Raw genomic sequence first — 21,154 nt, forward strand, 5'->3', positions numbered from 1 at the left:
CTTAATCGGCCTTCACCAGCAGCGCCACGGCTTCACAGGCAATGCCTTCGCCACGGCCGGTAAAGCCAAGCTTCTCAGTCGTGGTCGCTTTGACGTTGACATCATCCATATGGCAACCGAGATCTTCAGCGATGTTGACGCGCATCTGCGGCACATGCGGTAGCATTTTCGGCGCTTGCGCGATGATGGTCACGTCGACATTACCAATGCGATAACCTTTCTGCTGAATACGACGCCAGGCTTCACGCAGCAAGCCACGGCTGTCCGCCCCTTTGAAGGCGGGATCGGTGTCCGGGAATAGCTTGCCGATATCGCCCATCGCCACCGCGCCCAGCAGCGCATCCGTTAATGCATGCAGTGCCACATCGCCATCTGAATGGGCAATAAAACCGTGTTCGAAGGGAATACGCACCCCGCCAATCACTAACGGACCTTCGCCGCCAAAAGCGTGAACGTCAAAACCGTGACCGATACGCATCATGCGCTCTCCTTTAACTGAATCTGGGTGAGATAGAAGGCCGCCAGCGCCAGGTCTTCTGGCCGCGTCACCTTAATATTGTCGCTGCGTCCGCTGACGAGCTCTGGATGATAGCCGCAGTATTCCAGCGCCGACGCTTCATCGGTAATGGTAGCGCCTTCATGGAGTGCACGCGTTAAACACGCCGTCAGCAGTTGATGCGGGAAAAATTGTGGCGTGAGTGCGTGCCAAAGATCTTCGCGTTCAACGGTATGCGCAATCGCCGTTTTGCGAGGTTCAGCACGCTTCATGGTATCACGCACCGGTGCCGCCAGAATCGCACCCACTTTGCTGTGCTCACGAACTGCCAGCAGGCGTGCCAGATCATCCGGGTGCAAGCATGGCCGCGCGGCATCGTGCACCAGTACCCATTCGCTATGCTTAATCGCCTGCAAACCTGCCAGCACCGACTCAGCACGCGTATCGCCACCTGTCACGCGCAGTACGCGTGAATCCTGCGCCAATGGCAGCGAATCAAACCAGCCATCATCAGGACTGATGGGCACGATCACTTGTTTAACGGCTGGATGAGCCAGCAAGCGCGCAACGCTGTGTTCAAGAAGGGTAAATTGACCAATGGTCAGATACTGTTTTGGGCAGGCAGCCTGCATACGGCTGCCCACGCCTGCGGCAGGCACCACGGCAATCACATCCGCAAGGGAAGAGAGGTTGTTCATGGTTTATCGTTGTTGATTTTGCGCAGCTTGTTGCGCGTTACGTTTATTCTGGTCTGGCACCAGACGATAGAAAGTCTCACCGGGCTTAATCATACCCAGTTCATTACGTGCACGTTCCTCAATTGCTTCTGAACCGCCATTGAGGTCATCAATTTCGGCAAACAACTGATCGTTACGTGCTTTGAGTTTGGCGTTATTCGCCTGTTGCGACGCGACGTCTTCATTGACGCGCGTATAGTCATGAATACCGTTCTTACCCAGCCACAAGGAATATTGGAGCCATCCCAGCAGCACGAGCAACAGTAACGTCAGTTTTCCCATCCCCGCCCCCTGAAAAACGGCCTAATCATCCCATAACTTCGCACAGGACTCCACAGCGACAGCGAAAATGCCAGCAGCAGACGATTGTCTGTACAAAAAACGGCAAGGCTAAAAGCGGGACGGCAGGTAAAGTTTTGTAACCTGCCGATGCGTTTGCACATCAGGATCGGACTACCAACCCGAGAGAAATGAGAACAGCAGCCAGAACAGGCACACCACCACGATAGCGGTAATCACCCCACTCCAGAACAGGCGTCCGCGAATCATTAAGCTCAGTACGATACCAATCAGCACCGATACCGGTAGCAGCGCCAAAAAGAACGGCCAGGTGTAGAGGAAGAAGAATAGCGTGTTGGAACCGTAGAGCATGAACGGAATCGCCAGCGCGCACCAGTACGAGAGAAAGCCAATCACGCCGCCCGGCAGTGATGAGCGGGACTCATCCGGGGTGCGTTCATCTTTGCGTGCCAGCATGGGGGTAACGTTCTGCATAGAGATCCTGTTGACGCTAAAAAGCGGCAAACCAATCGAGATTTGCCGCTGTCGGTTCAGGATCTGATGATATCGCGGTGACGCAGGAGGTCTAACAATTGGGCGGTCAAGTTTGTAACTAATTGTTCGCCATCTAAGTGAATTTCCGGCGCGTCTGGCGCCTCATAAACACCGTCGATACCGGTAAAATTGCGCAGCTCACCGGCACGCGCTTTTTTATACAAACCTTTGGGGTCACGCGCTTCACACACGGCCAGCGGCGTATCGACAAACACTTCGACAAACTGCCCGGTGCCGAGCAAATCACGCACCATCTGACGCTCCGTGCGATGCGGCGAAATAAAGGCAGTTAATACCACTAAACCGGCATCCACCATCAGTTTCGCCACTTCTCCCACGCGCCGGATGTTCTCTTTGCGATCGTCATCGCTGAAGCCGAGGTCACGGCACAGGCCGTGACGCACGTTATCGCCATCCAGCAGATAGGTGCTGACGCCCGCGCGATGCAGCGCCTGCTCCAGCGCACCGGCCACCGTGGATTTACCCGAGCCTGATAGCCCGGTAAACCACAGCACCACGCCCTGATGGCCGTGCTGCTGTTCCCGCTCTTCACGCGTTACCGGATGATCGTGCCACACCACGTTTTCGTCGTGTTGGGCCATTACTTGCCACCCAGCAGATCGCGTGCATTCCAGTGTGGGAAGTGACGACGCACCAGCGCATTCAACTCCAGCTCGAATTCACTGAACTGGCCAGCCTGCCCACGCACATCACTCAGCGGCTGATTGATCATCCCCGCACCGACCGTGACATTGCTCAGGCGATCGATAAAGATCATGCCGCCTGTGACCGGGTTCTGCTGATAGGCATCCAGCACCATCGGCTCATCAAACGTCATCTCGACCAAGCCGATACCGTTCAGTGGCAGACTTTCCACCGCGCGTTTCTCCAGCGTGTTAATCTCCACCTGATGGATAATCTTTTCGATACGACCACGCGCTTTCTTGCCGGCGATCTTCACTTCATAGCTCTGACCCGGCTGCAGTGGCTGTTCTGCCATCCACACCACGTCAACAGTGGCAGACTGCACCGCCTGCAACTCTGCAGCCGCATCCACCAGCAGATCGCCACGGCTGATGTCGATCTCATCTTTCAGCACCAGCGTAATCGCTTCACCCGCTGCTGCTTCCTGCAGATCGCCATCGAAAGTGACGATACGTGAAACCGAAGACTCGACGCCTGAAGGCAATACTTTCACGCGCTGTCCGACCTGCACCGTACCGGAGGCCAGCGTACCGGCATAACCACGGAAATCGAGGTTTGGACGGTTCACATACTGCACCGGGAAGCGCATCGGCTGATGATCCACCACGCGGTTCAGTTCCACGGTTTCCAGCACGTCGAGCAGCGTAGGGCCGCTGTACCATGGCATGGTCACACTTGGCGTCGCCACGTTATCGCCTTCCAGCGCAGACATCGGCACAAAGCGAATATCCAGATCTTCAGGGAGTTGGCCAGCAAAATCGAGGTAAGACTGTTTGATCTGTTCAAACGTCTCCTGTTTATACTCCACCAAATCCATCTTGTTGATGGCGACCACCAGGTGTTTGATACCCAGCAGCGTAGAGATAAAGCTGTGACGACGCGTCTGATCCAGCACGCCTTTACGCGCATCGATCAGCAGAATCGCCAGATCACAAGTGGATGCGCCGGTCGCCATGTTGCGGGTGTACTGCTCGTGTCCCGGCGTGTCGGCGATGATAAATTTGCGCTTCTCGGTGGAGAAGTAGCGATATGCCACGTCGATGGTGATGCCCTGCTCACGCTCGGCCTGCAAGCCATCCACCAGCAGCGCCAGATCGAGTTTCTCGCCCTGGGTGCCATGACGCTTGCTGTCGTTGTGCAGCGAAGAGAGCTGATCTTCATAAATCTGACGGGTATCGTGCAGCAGGCGACCAATCAGCGTACTTTTGCCGTCGTCGACGCTACCGCAGGTCAGGAAACGCAGCAGGCTTTTGTGTTGTTGCGCGGTCAGCCAGGCTTCTACACCGCCCTGATCGGCAATCTGTTGTGCAATTACGGTATTCATCTGCGTCTCCTTAGAAATAGCCCTGACGTTTCTTCATTTCCATCGAACCGGCCTGGTCGCGGTCAATCACACGGCCCTGGCGTTCACTGGTGGTGGAGACCAGCATCTCTTCAATAATTTCCGGCAGCGTTTGCGCTTCGGATTCCACCGCACCGGTCAGCGGCCAGCAGCCGAGGGTACGGAAACGCACCATGCGCTGTTTGATCACTTCGCCAGGCTGCAGATCAATGCGATCGTCATCAATCATCATCAGCATGCCATCACGCTCCAGCACCGGACGCGGTGCCGCGAGGTACAGCGGAACGATCTCGATGTTTTCCAGGAAGATGTACTGCCAGATATCCAGCTCGGTCCAGTTGGAGAGCGGGAACACGCGAATGCTCTCGCCTTTGTTGATCTGGCCGTTGTAGTTATGCCACAGCTCTGGACGCTGATTTTTCGGATCCCAACGATGGAAACGGTCACGGAACGAGTAAATACGCTCTTTGGCGCGTGACTTCTCTTCGTCACGACGCGCACCACCGAAAGCGGCATCAAACCCGTACTTATTCAGCGCCTGCTTCAGGCCCTCGGTTTTCATGATGTCGGTGTGTTTGGCGCTACCGTGGACAAACGGATTGATGCCCATCGCCACGCCTTCCGGGTTGCGGTGAACCAGCAGTTCCGCGCCCATGTTTTTCACGGTGCGATCGCGAAACTCGTACATTTCACGGAATTTCCAGCCGGTATCAACGTGCAGCAGCGGAAATGGCAGCGTGCCCGGATAAAAGGCTTTACGCGCCAGATGCAGCATCACCGAGGAGTCTTTACCGATGGAGTACATCATCACCGGATTGCTGAACTCGGCCGCCACCTCGCGGATGATATGGATACTCTCTGCCTCCAGTTGGCGCAGATGAGTAAGACGATTTTGGTCCATAATTTTTCCTCAAGCCAAATTGACAACGGCGGACTCGCGAGCCCCCTGCTGTGCCGAATGTTGGAACCAGGCTAATTGCCCGTGCAAATTCACCACTTCACCCACCACAATCAGGGCCGGTGTGGGCGCGGCAACCGCCAGCGCCTCGAGCTGATCTAAGGTACCGGTCAGCACTTGTTGATTCTGACGCGTGCCGCAGCCAATCACGGCTACCGGCGTTGATGCTGCGCGTCCATGTTCGATAAGGCCCGCAGCGATTTCTGCCGCTTTCAACGTGCCCATATAAATCGCTAAGGTCTGACGCGCACGCGCCAGCGTCGGCCAGTCAATGCCTTCGCTATCACTGCGTAAGTGGCCGGTGACAAACAGCACGCTCTGCGCGTAATCGCGATGAGTTAACGGAATCCCGGCATAAGCAGTGGCTCCCGCTGCCGCAGTAATGCCCGGCACCACCTGGAAAGGAATGCCCGCCGCTTTCGCCGCCTGCAGCTCTTCGCCGCCGCGACCGAAGATGAACGGATCGCCGCCTTTCAGACGCACCACGCGTTTACCCTGCTGCGCCAGCTCGACCAGCATTGCATTGGTCTCTTCTTGTGATACGGAGTGTGCACCGGCACGCTTGCCGACGCAGATGCGGTCAGCATCACGGCGCACCAGCTCCAGCACTTCATCGCTCACCAGATGGTCATACAGCACCACATCCGCCAGCTGCATCACCTGCAGGCCACGTAACGTCAGTAAACCGCTGTCACCTGGACCCGCACCCACCAGGGTGATTTCACCCTGATTGTCGCTGCTGTTCTCTAACTCGCGATCCAGCGTGCGGCGGGCCTCATTGACGTTACCGGCTGACATCTGGCTGGCGAACAAACCGTTAAACGCTCGCTCCCAAAAACGACGACGTTCCGACATGCTGTGATAGCGCTGTTTAACTTTGTCACGCCACTGTCCTGCCACTTCAGCCATCTGACCGAGGTTGGCAGGTAACAGCGACTCAATTTTTTCACGTAATAAGCGGGCCAGCACTGGTGCCGTACCACTAGAGGAGATCGCCACCACCAAGGGGGAGCGATCGACAATAGAGGGGAAGATAAAACTGCACTTGGGCTGATCGTCGACAACGTTGACCAGCTTGTGGCGGGCATTGGCGGCGTCAAAGACTTGCGCATTGAGCGCGTTATCGTCAGTGGCAGCGATGACTAAAAAGACGCCATCCAGCTGAACCGGATCGAAGTGATGTGCAATCCACTCGATGGCATCGATTTCCAGCAGCGCCTGCAACTCATGGCCAAGGTCGCGCGCAGCTACCCGCACGCGCGCACCGGCACGACGCAGCAGTTCGATTTTACGCGCCGCGATTTCACCACCGCCAACAACCAGCACTGGACGGTTTTTGAGATCGGCAAAGAGAGGCAGATAATCCACGTTAACCTTGTTAGTTTTACAATAAGTTAACGCGACTATACTTTCCCACCTTCTGGCAGATGAAATTACGAATTGGCATTAGTAGTTACCGAATGGAATAACGCCCCAGGATTGCTGATAACAATTTGTGCTTAACAAATGATATTGCTGGTGTTTCGGAGCAATTCAAATTGTGCAATCGCGGTCACAGTTTCATACTAATCCAGAATTTTTTTAGCCTGACGGGATGTCACAAAAGGACCTTAACTATGTTTGCCACCCTCCGCCGCACCGTGCTGGCTGCACTGATCGCGGGCGGTTTGCCTCTCTTTGCCCAAGCCGCAACCTATGCGCCGGGGCATTTTGCCGAACAGCAGCTGCGCCATATCGCCACCTATTTTCCCGGCCGTATGAGCGGCAGCCCTGCTGAGCTGATGACGGCCGATTATCTGCAACAGCAATTCACCGAGCTGGGTTACAAGAGTAATACCCGCCAGTTCAATACCAGCTACAACTGGTTAGAGCGCAAGGGTGAAACCCGCGCACGTAAAGTCTCCGCCACGTCGGTGATCGCCGCGCGCAGCGGTGCGGTACCGCAAGAGATCCTGATCGTCACGCATCTCGACACCTGGACGCCACTTAGCCGTCACGAAGCCGATAACAATCTCGGCGGCCTGCGTTTACAAGGTGTGGACGACAATGCGTCCGGTCTGGGTGTGATGCTGGAACTGGCGCAACAGCTGAGTAAAACCCCACTGCATTATGGCGTGCGCTTTGTCGCGCTTAGCGCTGGTGAAGCCGGGCTGCACGGGATGGATGACTACCTGTCGCGGATGAGTGCGCAGGAGAAAAAGAACACGCTGCTGGTGATTGATCTCAACAGTCTGATCGTCGGCGATCACCTCTATTTTAACAGTGGCGCCAATACGCCCTCAGCGGTACGCAAGCAGACCAGCGCGCGCGCCGTGCAGCTCGCGCATCGCTACGGTATTTCCGCCGCCAGCCACACGCTGACGGCACGCGACTATCCGGGCGTGAATCCGTTTGATAAAGCCGGCATGCCGCTGCTGGATGTCACCGCCGCCAACTGGGCGCTGGGTAATAAAGATGGACAGCAGCAACGGGCGCACAGCAGCCACTTCCCGGAGGGCAACGTACGCCATCAAACCGACCGGGATAACCTCAATTATCTGGATCGCTGGCTACCGGGCCGGATTACGCAACGCACACGTGATAGCGTGAAGATCTTACTGCCGCTGGTCACTGAGCTGGCTAACCCAACAACTTAAGGATTTGCGATGTACGTGGTGTATCTCAACTATTTCCGTCCGGCAGAAGAAGCCGATGCGCTGCTGGCGCCACACATTGAGTGGCTGGATCGTTACTTTGACAGCGGTGACTTCATTGCCGCAGGCCGTAAAGATCCGCGCACTGGCGGTATGGTGCTGGTGAAGGAGATGGATCGCGCCCGTTTGGATACTATCCTCGCGGAAGATCCTTTTGTCTCGGTGGCGCACTATGACGTGACCAAAGTGAACGTGACGCGTGCAGCGGAGGCGTTTGAAGGGTTAAAAGGGATTTAAAGGACAATTGGATCGCGGCACGATTTATCGTGCACCTGTCAGCGTTAGAGGCGCTGCAGGGAGGCGCGATAAATCACGCCGCAATCCTTATATTGATGCATCAACTTTCGTGCAATCCACACTCGCGCTTCAGGCCAAAGAAGCGTGTCTCTTCTTCTGCCATGCCCGGTTCCCACTTTTTGGTGGTGTGCGTATCGCCCACTGACAAATAGCCTTCATCCCACAGCGGATGATACTTGAGGCCATGTTGTTTCAGGTACTGGTGCACCTGACGGTTATCCCAGTCAATGATCGGCAGAATCTTGAACACACCGCGCTGTACCGCCAGCACAGGCAAACTGGCGCGGCTGCCTGACTGGTCACGGCGTAGACCCGCAAACCAGGTCTGCGCACCCAGGGTTTGCAGCGCGCGATTCATCGGTTCGACCTTGTTGATTTGGTTGTACTGCTCAATCCCCTCGACGCCCTGCTCCCACAGTTTGCCGTAGCGCGCTTCCTGCCATGCTGGAGAGGTCTCAGCACGGAAGATTTGCAGATTGAGATTGAGCTTCTCGGTCAGCTCATCAATAAAGCGATAAGTTTCCGGGAACAGATAGCCGGTATCGGTCAGGATCACCGGCGTATCCGGTTTCTGCTGCGTCACCATATGCAGCAGAACCGCCGCCTGAATACCAAAGCTGGAGGACAGCACGAACGCGCCCGGCATATTCTCCAGCGCCCAGCTCACGCGTTGCTCAGCGGAGAGTTTCTCCAGCTGCACGTTGCTTTCGGCCAGTGCCATGATGCGATCGACTTTGCTGCCACTATTCAGTGCTGCGAGATCAAGTACCGTCATACTGCCTCCGAGTCCCAAAAATCACGGGCGGGATCCACCACGGCTTTGATGATGCCAGCGCGAATCACGAAGTCACCGAAGCCTTCATCAGCCTGACGCTCGGTTGCCCAGCGCGCCACTAATTCGTCGATGCTGGCCAGAATTTCGCCTTCGTTGATGTTCTCGCGGTACATACGCGGAATGCGTGTACCCATGCGGTTGCCGCCAATGTGTAAGTTGTAGCGACCTGGTGCTTTACCCACCAGACCCAACTCTGCCAGCAAAGCACGGCCACAGCCGTTCGGGCAACCGGTAACGCGTAGCACGATGTGCTCTTCACCGACGCCGTGCTTATGCATGATCTCTTCCACCTTGGTGACAAACGAAGGCAGGAAGCGTTCGGCTTCGGCCATCGCTAATGGGCAGGTTGGGAAGGCCACGCAGGCCATGGAGTTTTCACGCTGTGGCGTCACCGCTTCCATCAAACCGTGTTCACGGGCGATGGCTTCGATCTGCGCTTTTTGCTTCTCTGGCACACCGGCTACGATCAGGTTTTGGTTGGCGGTTAAACGGAAATCACCCTGATGGATTTTTGCGATTTCAGCGATGCCGCGCTTCAACGGACGTCCCGGATAATCCAGCAGACGACCATTTTCGATAAACAGCGTCAGATGCCATTTCTTATCAATGCCTTTCACCCAGCCCACGCGGTCGCCACGCGTGGTAAACGCGTAAGGACGAATCGGTTCAAACGTCAGGCCAGCACGCTTTTCCACTTCCGCTTTAAAGGTTTCAACGCCAACACGTTCCAGCGTGTACTTGGTTTTGGCGTTTTTACGATCGGTACGGTTACCCCAGTCGCGCTGCGTAGTCACTACCGCAGCCGCCACATCAAGGATCTTCTCTACCGGCAGGAAGCCAAACTCACTCGCAGTACGCGCATAAGTCGCTTTATTACCGTGGTCGATCGACAACCCACCGCCAACCAACAGGTTAAAGCCAATCAGCTTGCCGTTCTCCGCAATGGCGATAAAGTTCAGGTCATTCGCATGCAGGTCGACATCGTTATGCGGTGGCACCACCACGGTAGTTTTGAACTTACGCGGTAGATAGGTTTCGCCCAGAATTGGTTCTTTATCCGTTGTGGCAACCTTCTCTTTATCCCACCAAATCTCAGCGTATGCGCGGGTTTGCGGCAGCAGGTGCTCGGAGAGTTTTTTCGCCCACTCGTAGGCTTCCTGATGCAGTTCCGACTCGACTGGATTCGAAGTGCACAACACGTTACGGTTCACGTCGTTGGCGGTGGCCAGCGCGTCGAGACCCACTTCATGCAGCATTTGGTGCGTCGGCTTCACGTTCTTTTTCAGAATGCCGTGGAACTGGAAGGTCTGACGGTTAGTCAGACGGATGCTGCCATAAATGGTTTTATCGGTCGCAAACTTATCAATCGCCAGCCATTGCGTTGGCGTGATAATCCCGCCCGGCAGACGGCAACGCAGCATCATCGCGTGGCGCGGTTCCAGTTTCTGCGCCGCACGCTCCGCACGAATATCGCGGTCGTCCTGCTGGTACATGCCGTGGAAACGGATCAACAGGAAATTATCGCCAGTGAAGCCGCCGGTCAGGCCATCATCGAGATCCTCGAGAATGGTGCCGCGCAGGTAGTTACTCTGTTTTTTCAAACGCTCGGCGTCGGTCAGCTTGCCTTCAACGACCAGCGGTCCAGGATGTTTTTCGCTCATTAGTAAACGTCTCGCTGATAACGGCGCTCAATGCGCAGCTCACTTAAAAATTCGTCAGCCGTTTCACGATCCATGCCGCCGTGTTCGACCACCACATCCAGTAATGCCTGCTCAACGTCTTTCGCCATGCGATTAGCGTCGCCGCAGACGTAAAGGTGCGCGCCTTCTTCAATCCAGCGCCACACTTCCGCCCCTTTGGCGCGGATTTTATCTTGTACGTATATTTTCTCAGCCTGGTCACGTGACCACGCTAAATCAATGTTGGTCAGCAAGCCGTCTTTGACGTATTTCTGCCATTCCACCTGATAGAGGAAATCATCGGTGAAGTGTGGGTTACCAAAGAACAGCCAGTTTTTACCGCCTGCTCCGTCGTTATCACGCTGCTGCATAAAGGAGCGGAACGGCGCGATACCGGTGCCTGGGCCGACCATGATCACCGGCGTTTCCGGATTCGCCGGCAAGCGGAAGTTGTCATTGTGTTCGATAAACACGCGGATTTCGCCGTCTTCTTCGATGCGATCCGCCAGCCAGGTTGACGCACCGCCGCCGCGCTGACGACCATCAATCTCATAACGCACCGCACCGACAGTAATATGTACTTCGGTATCCGTTTCCGCTTGCGATGAAGCAATCGAATAGAGGCGCGGTGTTAAAGGACGCAACAGGCCAGTGAGCTGTTCTGCATTGAGTTCAGTGGGTGCCTGACGCACCATATCGACAATCGGGAAGCTCTGCGCATAGCTCTGTAATTTCGGCTTATCACCCGACAGCGCCAGCAGCGCATCATTGCGTGACAGTGCAGCATACTGTTCAACGATTTGCGGCGTGTTCACCGTCAACTCATAATGCTTTTGCAAGGCTTCTGCGAGCGGCAGGTTTTCACCGTTAACATCAACCGGCTCATCGCCCTTCAGCCACACCAGTTGCAGCAGTTCCTGTACCAGTTCCGCGTCGTTTTCAAACCACACGCCCAGCGCATCGCCGGGCTGATAGCGCAGACCAGAATCGCCCAGATCGATTTCGATATGGCGAACATCTTTATCCGAATCACGACCGGTGATTTTTTGATTAGCGGCAAAACTGGCGGTCAGCGGCGCTTCTTTGGTGTAAGGGCTGCTGTGGATATCGTTCACCACGCCAGAAGCCGTCACAGCCGCGACCACTGAGGATTCACTCGGCACGCGTGCTTTTAGAATCTCGGTCAGCTGTTGACGCCAGGCCGTAGCCTGCTCTTTGTACTCCACGTCGGCATCAACACGATCCAGCAGACGTTCCGCACCCAGTTCCGCCAGACGCTCATCAAAGTCTTTACCAGCTTTGCTGAAGAATTCGTAAGAGGTATCGCCGAGGCCGAACACCGCAAACGCGGAGCCAGACGCAAATTTCGGCGCCTTCTTCGACAGCAGGAATTTGTGCAGCGCCACGGCTTCTTCCGGTGGCTCACCTTCACCTTGCGTCGAAGTGACAACAACCAGTAATTTCTCCTGACCGATTTGCTTAAACTTGTAGTCACCGGCGTTGACCAGATTGACGCTCAGTTTGGCGGCCAGCAGATCATCGCGCAGCTGTTCCGCCAGACGACGAGCATTACCGGTTTGTGACGCGGAAATCAGCGTGATGGTTGGCACCTCGGCCTGCACCGGTGCAGGTGCGGCAACGGCGCCCGGCGTCTGATTGACCATGCCCCAGAAGTAGCCGGAAAGCCAGGCCATCTGCGTGGTGTTGAAATCCGTGGTCGCTGCCTGTAAGCGCGCGAGTTGCTCCGGATTAAGCGGGAGCATTGAACCTGGTGCCTGAGTCGTCATCGCGTTAAAAATTCCAGTGTCTGAAGTCCGGACCGATAAATGGCGGAAGAGTGGGTAGGTTACCGGGCTGTATATTAACGATTAAATACGCCTTCGACATAATTAATAACCAAAATGACTAAGTGGTTTTTCGGGTAATGTTAATCGGCAAAAGTGGTAAATAAAGTCGCCTTTATTCAATACGTTAATCACCATGTTGCGGTATAGGCGTGCGCCAAATGCCCTTTTCATCGTAAGCGGGTGCGAAAAATCTGTGATTCAGGTAGAATTCGGCGGTTTTTAAGTCTGAGAGCCATTATGTCTACCACGCTGTTTAAAGAGTTCCAGTTCGAATCTGCCCACCGTCTGCCGCATGTGCCTGAAGGGCATAAATGTGGTCGTCTGCATGGCCATTCGTTCCTGGTGCGATTAGAAATTACCGGTGAAGTGGATGCGCATACCGGTTGGGTCATGGATTTTGCCGAACTGAAGGCGGCGTTTATGCCGATTTATGATCGTCTCGATCATCACTATCTGAATGATATTCCAGGCCTGGAAAATCCAACCAGCGAAGTGCTGGCAAAATGGATTTGGGATCAGATGAAACCGATCCTGCCAGAACTGAGTGCAGTGATGATCAAGGAAACCTGTACCGCAGGTTGTACTTATAAAGGTTAATCACTGTTGACGGGCTGCCGCTGTGCAGCCTGACTTTCAGCTATACGCTTCTTTACGTTCACTTCATCTCCCTGTCATCCGCCCCCTCTACGTTGTTGTCTCCTTCATTAAAGATCAAGAGAATCAACAATGAACTTCGTTAAACGCCTTTCTGTTATCGCTTTGCTGGTTTCCGCCTCTGCCGCCGTTCAGGCGCAAAACGTACTGGATTTTCCGCAGCCTGAAAAAGTACCGGATGAGTTCTATGCCGTGACTGAAATTCCGGCGGGCGGCATGATCAAATATGAAACCGATGCAAAAACCGGTTTTATCGTGGCTGACCGTTTCCAGTCGATGCCGGTTGCCTATCCGGCAAACTACGGCTCACTGACCCAATCACTGGGCGGTGATGGCGATCCGCTGGATGTGATCTTCTACACCCGCGCGCCACTGCAACCGGGCACACTGATCAAACTGCGCCCGATTGGCGTGCTGAAAATGATTGATGGTGGCGAAGTGGACGACAAGATTGTTGCGGTACCAACCAGCAAAATCGACCCAACCTATGACGACATCAAAGAGATGAAAGACCTGCCGAAAATGGAGCAGGAGCGTCTGGAAGCCTTCTTCCGCGTGTATAAGCAGCTGCCAGATGGCCGTAAGAAAGTTGAGCTGAATGGTTTTGAAGATGCGGCGAAAGCCAGGGCTGAGATCAAACAGGCCTTCGACGCGTATAAAGCAAAGCAATAAAACCTAAGCATGCGTCGGCGGGGTAATGGAAAAAGTCGCTATCCATATCGTTTAGCCGGTGCGGTAATGAACAAGGTCGCCATCAATGGCGACCCTTCAAACAGGTTTGAGTCAGGTGCCGCAGGGATGCGCACCTGATGAATCAGGCGATATTCAGATACTTATGTGTCTGCATCGAAAGGCGCCAGTTACGCGCAATGCAGGTCTCTATGCACAGTTTGGTGGCGGCATCGCCACGACTGATCGGTTGCAGCGCCACAATGCGCTTCTTGTCATCATGCAGACCCGCCAGCAGCACATCTAACGCTTCGACATCACGCTCACGCGCCACCGGATGTTTAATCTCATCGGCACGCTGTAACGCTTGAGGCAGCACATCGTAACCACCGCGCATATTGACCTTCGGTGAGACCGTCACCCAGGTGCTGTCAGAACAGTGCACTTCATGTGTACCGCTGGTCTCAATCTGGCACTCAAATCCGGCCGCTTCCAACGCCTCGGTCAACGGGCGCAAATCAAAAATAGCCGGTTCGCCGCCAGTGATCACCACATGGCGTGCAGTCCAGCCCTGACGTTGAATAGTTTCAATCAGCATCGCCGCATCGGCACTGCCCCAGGCATCACTCTCCACGGTTTTCACCAGAATATCACCCAGCGAGGTCTCCCGATCGGCCAGTTTTTCCCACGTATGCTTGGTATCACACCAGCTACAGCCCACCGGACATCCTTGTAAGCGGATGAACAGCGCCGGAACACCGGTGTAAAATCCTTCGCCCTGCAGGGTCTGGAACATTTCGTTAATCGGGTAGAACATTTTTTACTCACGTCTTAAATTCGAGGCGCAGATTATGGCAGATTTTCACCATCGGTTCACAGCTGCTTCGTGCCAAAAAAACAAAAGCCCCGCACGAGGCGGGGCTTTATCAGCGATGATGCGGCCCATCGGGACACATCAACAGAGCCTTACTGGCCTTTAACTTCTTTCAGACCGTTGAACGGAGCTTTGTCGCCCAGCGCTTCTTCGATACGAATCAGCTGGTTGTACTTAGCAACACGGTCAGAACGGCTCATAGAACCGGTTTTGATCTGGCCAGCAGCAGTACCGACCGCCAGGTCAGCGATGGTCGCATCTTCAGTTTCACCTGAACGGTGTGAAATCACCGCGGTGTAACCTGCATCTTTTGCCATCTTGATTGCAGCCAGAGTTTCGGTCAGAGAACCGATCTGGTTGAATTTGATCAGGATGGAGTTAGCGATACCTTTATCGATACCTTCTTTCAGGATCTTGGTGTTGGTCACGAACAGGTCGTCACCTACCAGCTGAATTTTGTCGCCCAGTACTTTGGTCTGGTAAGCGAAGCCCGCCCAGTCAGACTCGTCCAAACCATCTTCAATAGAGACGATTGGGTACTGTTTGGTCAGGTCTTCCAGGAAGTGCGTGAACTCTTCAGAGGTGAAAGCTTTGTTGCCTTCGCCAGCCAGCACATATTTGCCGTCTTTGTAGAATTCAGACGCTGCACAGTCCATCGCCAGGGTGATGTCTTTGCCCAGCTCGTAGCCTGCTGCTTTTACCGCTTCAGCGATAACAGCCAGCGCTTCGGCGTTAGAACCCAGGTTTGGCGCATAGCCACCTTCGTCACCGACCGCAGTGCTCATGCCTTTGGCTTTCAGCACTTTTGCCAGGTTGTGGAAAACTTCAGAACCCATACGAATGGCTTCTTTCACGTTTTTCGCGCCAACAGGCTGGATCATGAATTCCTGGATATCAACGTTGTTATCCGCGTGCTCACCACCGTTGATGATGTTCATCATCGGCAGTGGCATAGAGAATTTGCCTGGGGTGCCGTTCAGTTCAGCGATGTGCGCGTACAGTGGCAGGCCTTTAGAAGCCGCAGCCGCTTTAGCCGCAGCCAGCGAAACCGCCAGAATGGCGTTAGCGCCGAAGTTGGATTTGTTCTCAGTACCGTCCAGCTCGATCATGATCTTATCGATGTTCGCCTGGTCTTTGGCATCTTTACCGGTTACCGCTGCAGCGATAGGACCGTTAACAGCGGCAACCGCTTTGGTCACGCCTTTGCCCAGGAAACGAGATTTGTCACCGTCACGCAGCTCCAGTGCTTCGCGAGAACCGGTTGAAGCACCTGATGGCGCTGCAGCCAGACCAACGAAACCGCCTTCCAGATGCACTTCTGCTTCTACAGTCGGGTTGCCACGGGAGTCGATGATTTCGCGACCGATGACTTTTACGATTTTGGACATTCGATTTTCCTCAGTACAAGTTAGTCAATCCTAAGACAAACAACGCGCGAAAAGTTCGCGCGCTGTTCGTTAAACTCTTACTTCGCTAACCGCTTCTGGTGCTCCTGCGCGGCTTTAACAAAGCCAGCGAACAGCGGATGACCATCACGCGGGGTCGACGTGAATTCCGGGTGGAACTGACAAGCTACAAACCACGGATGGTTCGGGAGTTCGATGATCTCCACCAGCTGGTCGTCGCCGGAACGGCCCGCAATATGCAGACCCGCCGCTTCAATCGGCTTCAACAGCAGATTGTTCACTTCATAACGATGACGGTGACGTTCAGTAATCACGTCAGAACCGTATAGCTGGCGCACTTTACTTTCCGGCGTCAGCTGGCACTGCTGGCTACCCAGACGCATGGTGCCGCCCAGATCGCTCTGCTCAGTACGTTGCTCAACGTTGCCTTCTTCATCACGCCATTCAGTGATCAGCGCGACCACTGGGTACTTACAGTCTGGCACAAATTCCGTTGAGTTGGCGTCTGCCATCCCGGCCACGTTGCGTGCGAATTCCATCAGCGCAACCTGCATACCCAGGCAGATACCGAGGTAAGGGATGTTGTTCTCACGCGCGTATTGCGCCGTGAGCATTTTGCCTTCCACACCACGGTAGCCGAAGCCACCCGGGATCAGGATAGCATCCAGATCTTTCAGAATTTCGACACCGCGAGATTCCACATCCTGCGAATCGATCAGCTTGATGTTCACGGTTACACGATTTTTCAGGCCACCGTGCTTCAGTGCTTCAATCACTGACTTGTACGCATCTGGCAGTTCGACATATTTGCCGACCATACCGATGGTCACTTCGCCGCCCGGATTGGCTTCTTCATAGATAACCTGTTCCCATTCGGCCAGGTTCGCTTCCGGTGCGCTCAGATTGAAACGCTTACAGATATAGTCATCCAGACCCTGTGATTTCAACAGGCCAGGAATCTTGTAGATGGAATCCACATCTTTCAGGGAAATAACCGCTTTCTCTGGCACGTTACAGAACAGGGCGATCTTCGCACGTTCATTGGCCGGCACAGCGCGGTCAGAACGGCAGATCAGTACATCAGGCTGGATACCGATCGACAGCAGCTCTTTCACTGAATGCTGGGTTGGCTTGGTTTTCACTTCGCCTGCAGCGGCCATATACGGCACCAAAGTCAGGTGCATATACATGGTGTGTTCACGGCCCACATCAACCGCCATCTGGCGAATCGCTTCGAGGAACGGCAGGGATTCAATATCACCTACGGTACCGCCGATTTCCACCAGTACGACATCATGACCTTCGCCGCCTTCGATAATACGTTCTTTAATGGCGTTGGTGATGTGTGGGATAACCTGAATCGTGGCACCCAAATAGTCACCGCGACGCTCTTTGCGCAGCACTTCTGAGTAGATACGACCGGTCGTAAAGTTGTTGCGGCGCGACATTTTGGTACGGATGAAGCGCTCGTAGTGACCCAAGTCCAGATCGGTTTCGGCCCCATCATCGGTAACAAACACTTCACCGTGCTGCGTTGGGCTCATGGTACCCGGATCGACGTTGATGTACGGATCGAGTTTCATGATGGTCACATTCAGACCACGTGCTTCAAGGATGGCTGCGAGGGAGGCTGCGGCAATGCCTTTGCCCAGAGAGGATACGACCCCGCCGGTCACAAAAATATAATTCGTTGTCATGCTGAACCTGAGAGTTTAGGTTTAAAGACGGTGGAATAACCAAGACGGGAAAATAGTATACCCGAAGTCGTCCTCAGCCACAATTGATGAATCACATCACCCCCCCGCATTGCAGCCGATAACATAGCGAATAGACGAGGGTAAAATGTTGACGTGCGTCACAAAGTTGCCGCTTGGCTGAATCGAGTAAGCTCAAGCGGACAATTTATGCGCAATGCAGGAATAATCTACAATTTGAAGAATAACCGCTTAGTCTTTGTTCTCACTGCATTTCACCTGCTGCCAGGCGGCTTCCATTTGATCCAGGGTCGCATCCTGCATCGCCAGTCCCTGCCCGCTGATGATGGATTCAACCTGACGGAAGCGACGCTCAAATTTATTATTGGCTTTTTGTAAGGCGATTTCGGCTTTGCTGCCCAGATGGCGCGAAAGGTTGACGGTGGCAAACAGCAAATCGCCAATCTCCTCTTCCAGCTTGTCATTGTCGACCACCGCCTGCTGCGCTTCGTGCATCACTTCATCGATCTCTTCATGCACTTTATCCAGCACTGGCCCCAGGTTGTTCCAGTCGAATCCCACCGTGCTACAGCGCTTCTGGATTTTGTAAGCACGCATCAGTGCAGGCAAGGCTTTAGGAATGTCATCCAGCACCGAATGCTGTGACTTCTCTGCGCGCTCGCTGTGTTTGATCGCTTCCCAGTTTTTCAGTACTTCCTGCGTGGTTTCAGCCTGCACATCTCCGAAGATGTGCGGATGACGGCGCTCCAGCTTGTCGCTAATCGCATTGCAGATGTCATCGAAGTTGAAACGCTGTTGCTCATCCGCCATTTGCGCGTAAAACACCACCTGAAACAGCAGATCGCCGAGTTCACCGCGCAGGTCATCAAAGTCCTCGCGCTGAATCGCGTCGATCACTTCGTAGGTCTCTTCCAGCGTGTAAGGGGCGATGGAGGCGAAGGTCTGCTGACGATCCCACGGGCAGCCACGTTCCGGGTCGCGCAAGGTTTGCATGATGGTGAGCAGACGATTCAGGGCTGTCATGGGGAAATCCTTAGGGGTTAAAATGGAAAAGGTCGCCAAAATGGCGACCCTGAGGCGCACCGAAATCTGGTCGGCGCGCAGAACAACCTGGACGTGCCATTTCGGGCGTACACTAAATGCCAGGCTGCCCTTTCATGGCGGCCTGGCCACATCAGTTCAGACGGCGTGCATCGATGATATCCGGCACCTGATTAAGACGCGCCAGCACGCGACCCAGCACCTGCTGGTTGTAGATTTCGATATCCATATCAATGGTTGCCAGCTGCTTTTTGGTGTCGCTGCGGCTGGAAACGCCCAGCACGTTAACCTTCTCATTCGCCAGAATGGTAGTGATATCGCGCAGTAACCCGCTGCGATCGTTGGCGGTGACGCGTACCACCAGCGAATAGCCGCTCGAATAATCTTCGCCCCACACCGCATCGACAATACGTTCCGGCGCATGGGAGATCAGTTCGCTTAACTGGTCACAGTCGGCTCGGTGAATGGAAATACCGCGCCCCTGGGTGATAAAGCCCACGATATCGTCACCCGGAATCGGCTGGCAGCAGCGCGCAATGTGGTGCAGCAGATTGCCCACACCTTCCACCACCACGCGTCCACTTTCTCTGCGCGCAGATGAAGGCTGATGTGATTTTTGCGTCAGCTGGCGCAATGCTTCACGATCTTCCTCTTCCGCACTCGGCTTATTGAGCTTAGCCTGCAGGAAGTTGACCATCTGATTGAGGCGAATATCGCCGCCGCCAATCATCGCCAACAGCTCATCCTGCGAGCTGACGTTATAACGCGGCAGCAGAATTTTTTCTGCATCGCGGAAACTGATATCCAGCTGGCTCAACTCGCTTTCAAGAATCTGGCGGCCAGCCAGAATGTTCTTGTCGCGATCTTGTTTGCGGAACCAGGCGTGAATTTTTGAACGGCCACGGCTGGTGGTGATATAGCCGAGGTTCGGGTTCAGCCAGTCGCGGCTCGGGTTCGGCTGCTTCTGGGTAATCACCTCAATCTGATCGCCCATCTGCAATTGATAGGTGAACGGCACAATGCGACCGCTGATTTTGGCACCAATGCAGCGATGGCCGATATCACTGTGAATGTGATAAGCGAAGTCCAGCGGTGTTGAGCCAGATGGCAGATCGACCACGTCGCCTTTCGGGGTAAACACGTACACCCGATCGTCAAATACCTGACTGCGCACCTCTTCCAGCATCTCGCCGGAATCCGCCATCTCTTCCTGCCAGGTAATCAGCTTACGCAGCCACGCAATGCGTTCCTCGTGCCCTGCCGCACCGCGCGCGTTACTGGAAGTCGGGCCTTCTTTGTACTTCCAGTGCGCGGCCACGCCCAACTCCGCATCTTCATGCATCTGGCGAGTACGAATCTGGATCTCTACCGTCTTGCCCTGCGGACCGAGCACCACGGTGTGAATGGATTGATAACCGTTGGGTTTTGGATTGGCAACGTAGTCGTCGAACTCGCTGGGAAGATGGCGATACAGTGTGTGCACGGTGCCTAACGCGCCGTAGCAATCCTGCAAACGTTCTGCCACGATGCGCACCGCGCGCACATCGAACAGCTCATCAAACGCCAGCGACTTTTTCTGCATCTTGCGCCAGATGCTGTAGATATGTTTCGGGCGGCCATACACTTCAGCACGCACGCCCTCCTTCTGCATCTCTGCACGTAAGTTACTCACGAAATTATCAATGTAACCTTCGCGGTCAATACGGCGTTCGTGCAGCAGTTTGGCGATGCGTTTGTACTCATCGGGGTGCAGATAGCGGAAGCAGTAATCTTCCAGCTCCCATTTGAGCTGACCGATACCCAGACGATTGGCTAACGGCGCATAGATGTTGGTGCTCTCTTTGGCGGCGAGAACACGTTCGTCTTCTGGTGCATCCTTCATTTCACGCAGGTGGGCAATACGCTCTGCCAGCTTGATAACCACGCAGCGGAAATCTTCCACCATCGCCAGCAGCATGCGGCGCACGTTATCCACCTGCTCGGAAGCCATTGAATCATTGTGGATGGCTTTCAGCTGGCGGATCGCGTCCATGTCGCGCACACCGTGTACCAGCGAGACAATGCCTTTGCCGAACGACTTTTCCAGCTCTTATTCACTGACCACGTCGGCGTTAGCCAGCGGGAACAGCAAGGCCGCGCGCAGGCTGTCGTTGTCCATACTGAGCATAGTGAGTATTTCCACCATCTCAATACCGCGCCACAGCAGCAGAGCCTGATCTGGATGGTTGTGCGTTTCGGTTTCACAGTAGCGCCAGGTGTCCGCCAATCGCTGACAGGATTGCGGATTATTGATATTTAAACTGGCGATCCACTGGTCAAGGGCAAATTCCCCTTCCGTATTTAAATGCGCACTTCTAACCGCAACCATATCC

Annotated in this window: 19 protein-coding genes and 1 pseudogene; 4 read left to right on the forward strand and 16 right to left on the reverse strand. The window is 54.6% G+C overall.

Going from position 1 to position 21,154, the window contains the following annotated elements; genetic code table 11:
• Position 1: 1 nt before the first annotated feature.
• From ispF to cysG, 8 genes are all read right to left on the reverse strand, one after another.
• Positions 2-478 carry a 2-C-methyl-D-erythritol 2,4-cyclodiphosphate synthase gene (ispF, locus tag AC6I8L_RS15120; protein ID WP_045816453.1) on the reverse strand — a complete coding sequence of 159 codons (477 nt, stop codon included), beginning with the start codon at positions 476-478 and terminating at the stop codon, positions 2-4.
• Positions 478-1,194: a 2-C-methyl-D-erythritol 4-phosphate cytidylyltransferase gene (gene ispD, locus AC6I8L_RS15125; RefSeq protein ID WP_058961494.1), complete on the reverse strand. Its 717-nt coding sequence runs from the start codon at positions 1,192-1,194 to the stop codon at positions 478-480. Before ispD ends, ispF begins: the two co-directional genes overlap by 1 nt.
• A gap of 3 nt (positions 1,195-1,197) precedes the next feature.
• Positions 1,198-1,515: a cell division protein FtsB gene (ftsB, locus tag AC6I8L_RS15130; protein ID WP_007893240.1), complete on the reverse strand. Its 318-nt coding sequence runs from the start codon at positions 1,513-1,515 to the stop codon at positions 1,198-1,200.
• 171 nt (positions 1,516-1,686) lie between these two features.
• Positions 1,687-2,007 carry a DUF3561 family protein gene (locus AC6I8L_RS15135; RefSeq protein ID WP_058961495.1) on the reverse strand — a complete coding sequence of 107 codons (321 nt, stop codon included), beginning with the start codon at positions 2,005-2,007 and terminating at the stop codon, positions 1,687-1,689.
• A 56-nt stretch (positions 2,008-2,063) separates the two neighbouring features.
• Entirely contained in the window at positions 2,064-2,669 is a 606-nt protein-coding gene (cysC, locus tag AC6I8L_RS15140; protein ID WP_058961496.1) for an adenylyl-sulfate kinase, read from the reverse strand.
• Positions 2,669-4,096 (reverse strand): sulfate adenylyltransferase subunit CysN, encoded by a 1,428-nt coding sequence (cysN, locus tag AC6I8L_RS15145; protein WP_058961497.1) that lies wholly within the window; start codon positions 4,094-4,096, stop codon positions 2,669-2,671. The genes cysC and cysN overlap by 1 nt, the downstream gene beginning before the upstream one ends.
• A gap of 10 nt (positions 4,097-4,106) precedes the next feature.
• Complete coding sequence (cysD, locus tag AC6I8L_RS15150) at positions 4,107-5,015, reverse strand: sulfate adenylyltransferase subunit CysD (protein ID WP_034823008.1); 909 nt, start codon at positions 5,013-5,015, stop codon at positions 4,107-4,109.
• Between the two features lie 9 nt (positions 5,016-5,024).
• Positions 5,025-6,440, reverse strand: coding sequence for a siroheme synthase CysG (gene cysG, locus AC6I8L_RS15155; RefSeq protein WP_058961498.1), 1,416 nt, complete (start codon positions 6,438-6,440; stop codon positions 5,025-5,027).
• 248 nt (positions 6,441-6,688) lie between these two features.
• Between cysG and AC6I8L_RS15160 the strand changes: the two genes are divergently transcribed.
• A complete protein-coding gene (locus AC6I8L_RS15160) occupies positions 6,689-7,708 on the forward strand; it encodes an aminopeptidase (RefSeq protein WP_058961499.1) in 1,020 nt (339 codons plus the stop codon).
• A 9-nt stretch (positions 7,709-7,717) separates the two neighbouring features.
• A complete protein-coding gene (locus AC6I8L_RS15165) occupies positions 7,718-8,002 on the forward strand; it encodes a YciI family protein (protein WP_058961500.1) in 285 nt (94 codons plus the stop codon).
• 100 nt (positions 8,003-8,102) lie between these two features.
• Here AC6I8L_RS15165 and AC6I8L_RS15170 read toward each other — a convergent pair whose 3' ends face one another.
• The 3 genes from AC6I8L_RS15170 to cysJ are packed head-to-tail and all read right to left on the reverse strand — an operon-like array spanning position 8,103 to position 12,363.
• Positions 8,103-8,837 carry a phosphoadenylyl-sulfate reductase gene (locus tag AC6I8L_RS15170; RefSeq protein WP_058961501.1) on the reverse strand — a complete coding sequence of 245 codons (735 nt, stop codon included), beginning with the start codon at positions 8,835-8,837 and terminating at the stop codon, positions 8,103-8,105.
• Positions 8,834-10,558 carry an assimilatory sulfite reductase (NADPH) hemoprotein subunit gene (cysI, locus tag AC6I8L_RS15175; protein ID WP_058961502.1) on the reverse strand — a complete coding sequence of 575 codons (1,725 nt, stop codon included), beginning with the start codon at positions 10,556-10,558 and terminating at the stop codon, positions 8,834-8,836. Before cysI ends, AC6I8L_RS15170 begins: the two co-directional genes overlap by 4 nt.
• On the reverse strand, positions 10,558-12,363 hold the full coding sequence (gene cysJ, locus AC6I8L_RS15180) for an NADPH-dependent assimilatory sulfite reductase flavoprotein subunit (protein ID WP_058961503.1): 1,806 nt from the start codon (positions 12,361-12,363) through the stop codon (positions 10,558-10,560). The genes cysI and cysJ overlap by 1 nt, the downstream gene beginning before the upstream one ends.
• Before the next feature lie 294 nt (positions 12,364-12,657).
• On the opposite strand from cysJ, the gene queD reads away from it, so the two are divergent.
• Both queD and AC6I8L_RS15190 read left to right on the forward strand, forming a co-directional pair.
• Positions 12,658-13,020 (forward strand): 6-carboxytetrahydropterin synthase QueD, encoded by a 363-nt coding sequence (queD, locus tag AC6I8L_RS15185; protein ID WP_176505758.1) that lies wholly within the window; start codon positions 12,658-12,660, stop codon positions 13,018-13,020.
• 129 nt (positions 13,021-13,149) lie between these two features.
• Positions 13,150-13,749 carry an inorganic diphosphatase gene (locus AC6I8L_RS15190; RefSeq protein WP_058961504.1) on the forward strand — a complete coding sequence of 200 codons (600 nt, stop codon included), beginning with the start codon at positions 13,150-13,152 and terminating at the stop codon, positions 13,747-13,749.
• A 142-nt stretch (positions 13,750-13,891) separates the two neighbouring features.
• Here the strand turns inward: AC6I8L_RS15190 and queE are convergent, their stop codons facing one another.
• The 5 genes and pseudogenes from queE to relA form a co-directional block, all read right to left on the reverse strand.
• Complete coding sequence (gene queE / locus AC6I8L_RS15195) at positions 13,892-14,563, reverse strand: 7-carboxy-7-deazaguanine synthase QueE (RefSeq protein WP_058961505.1); 672 nt, start codon at positions 14,561-14,563, stop codon at positions 13,892-13,894.
• A gap of 149 nt (positions 14,564-14,712) precedes the next feature.
• The gene (gene eno, locus AC6I8L_RS15200; RefSeq protein WP_034823037.1) at positions 14,713-16,008 is read right to left on the reverse strand and encodes a phosphopyruvate hydratase; all 1,296 of its coding nucleotides are present in this window, start codon (positions 16,006-16,008) and stop codon (positions 14,713-14,715) included.
• A 77-nt stretch (positions 16,009-16,085) separates the two neighbouring features.
• Entirely contained in the window at positions 16,086-17,723 is a 1,638-nt protein-coding gene (pyrG, locus tag AC6I8L_RS15205) for a glutamine hydrolyzing CTP synthase (protein ID WP_034823046.1), read from the reverse strand.
• A 249-nt stretch (positions 17,724-17,972) separates the two neighbouring features.
• Positions 17,973-18,764: a nucleoside triphosphate pyrophosphohydrolase gene (mazG, locus tag AC6I8L_RS15210; RefSeq protein ID WP_058961506.1), complete on the reverse strand. Its 792-nt coding sequence runs from the start codon at positions 18,762-18,764 to the stop codon at positions 17,973-17,975.
• Between the two features lie 151 nt (positions 18,765-18,915).
• Positions 18,916-21,150 (reverse strand): annotated as a pseudogene (gene relA, locus AC6I8L_RS15215) (GTP diphosphokinase).
• Positions 21,151-21,154 lie beyond the last annotated feature (4 nt).

It is taken from the genome of Type-E symbiont of Plautia stali (assembly GCF_059731115.1).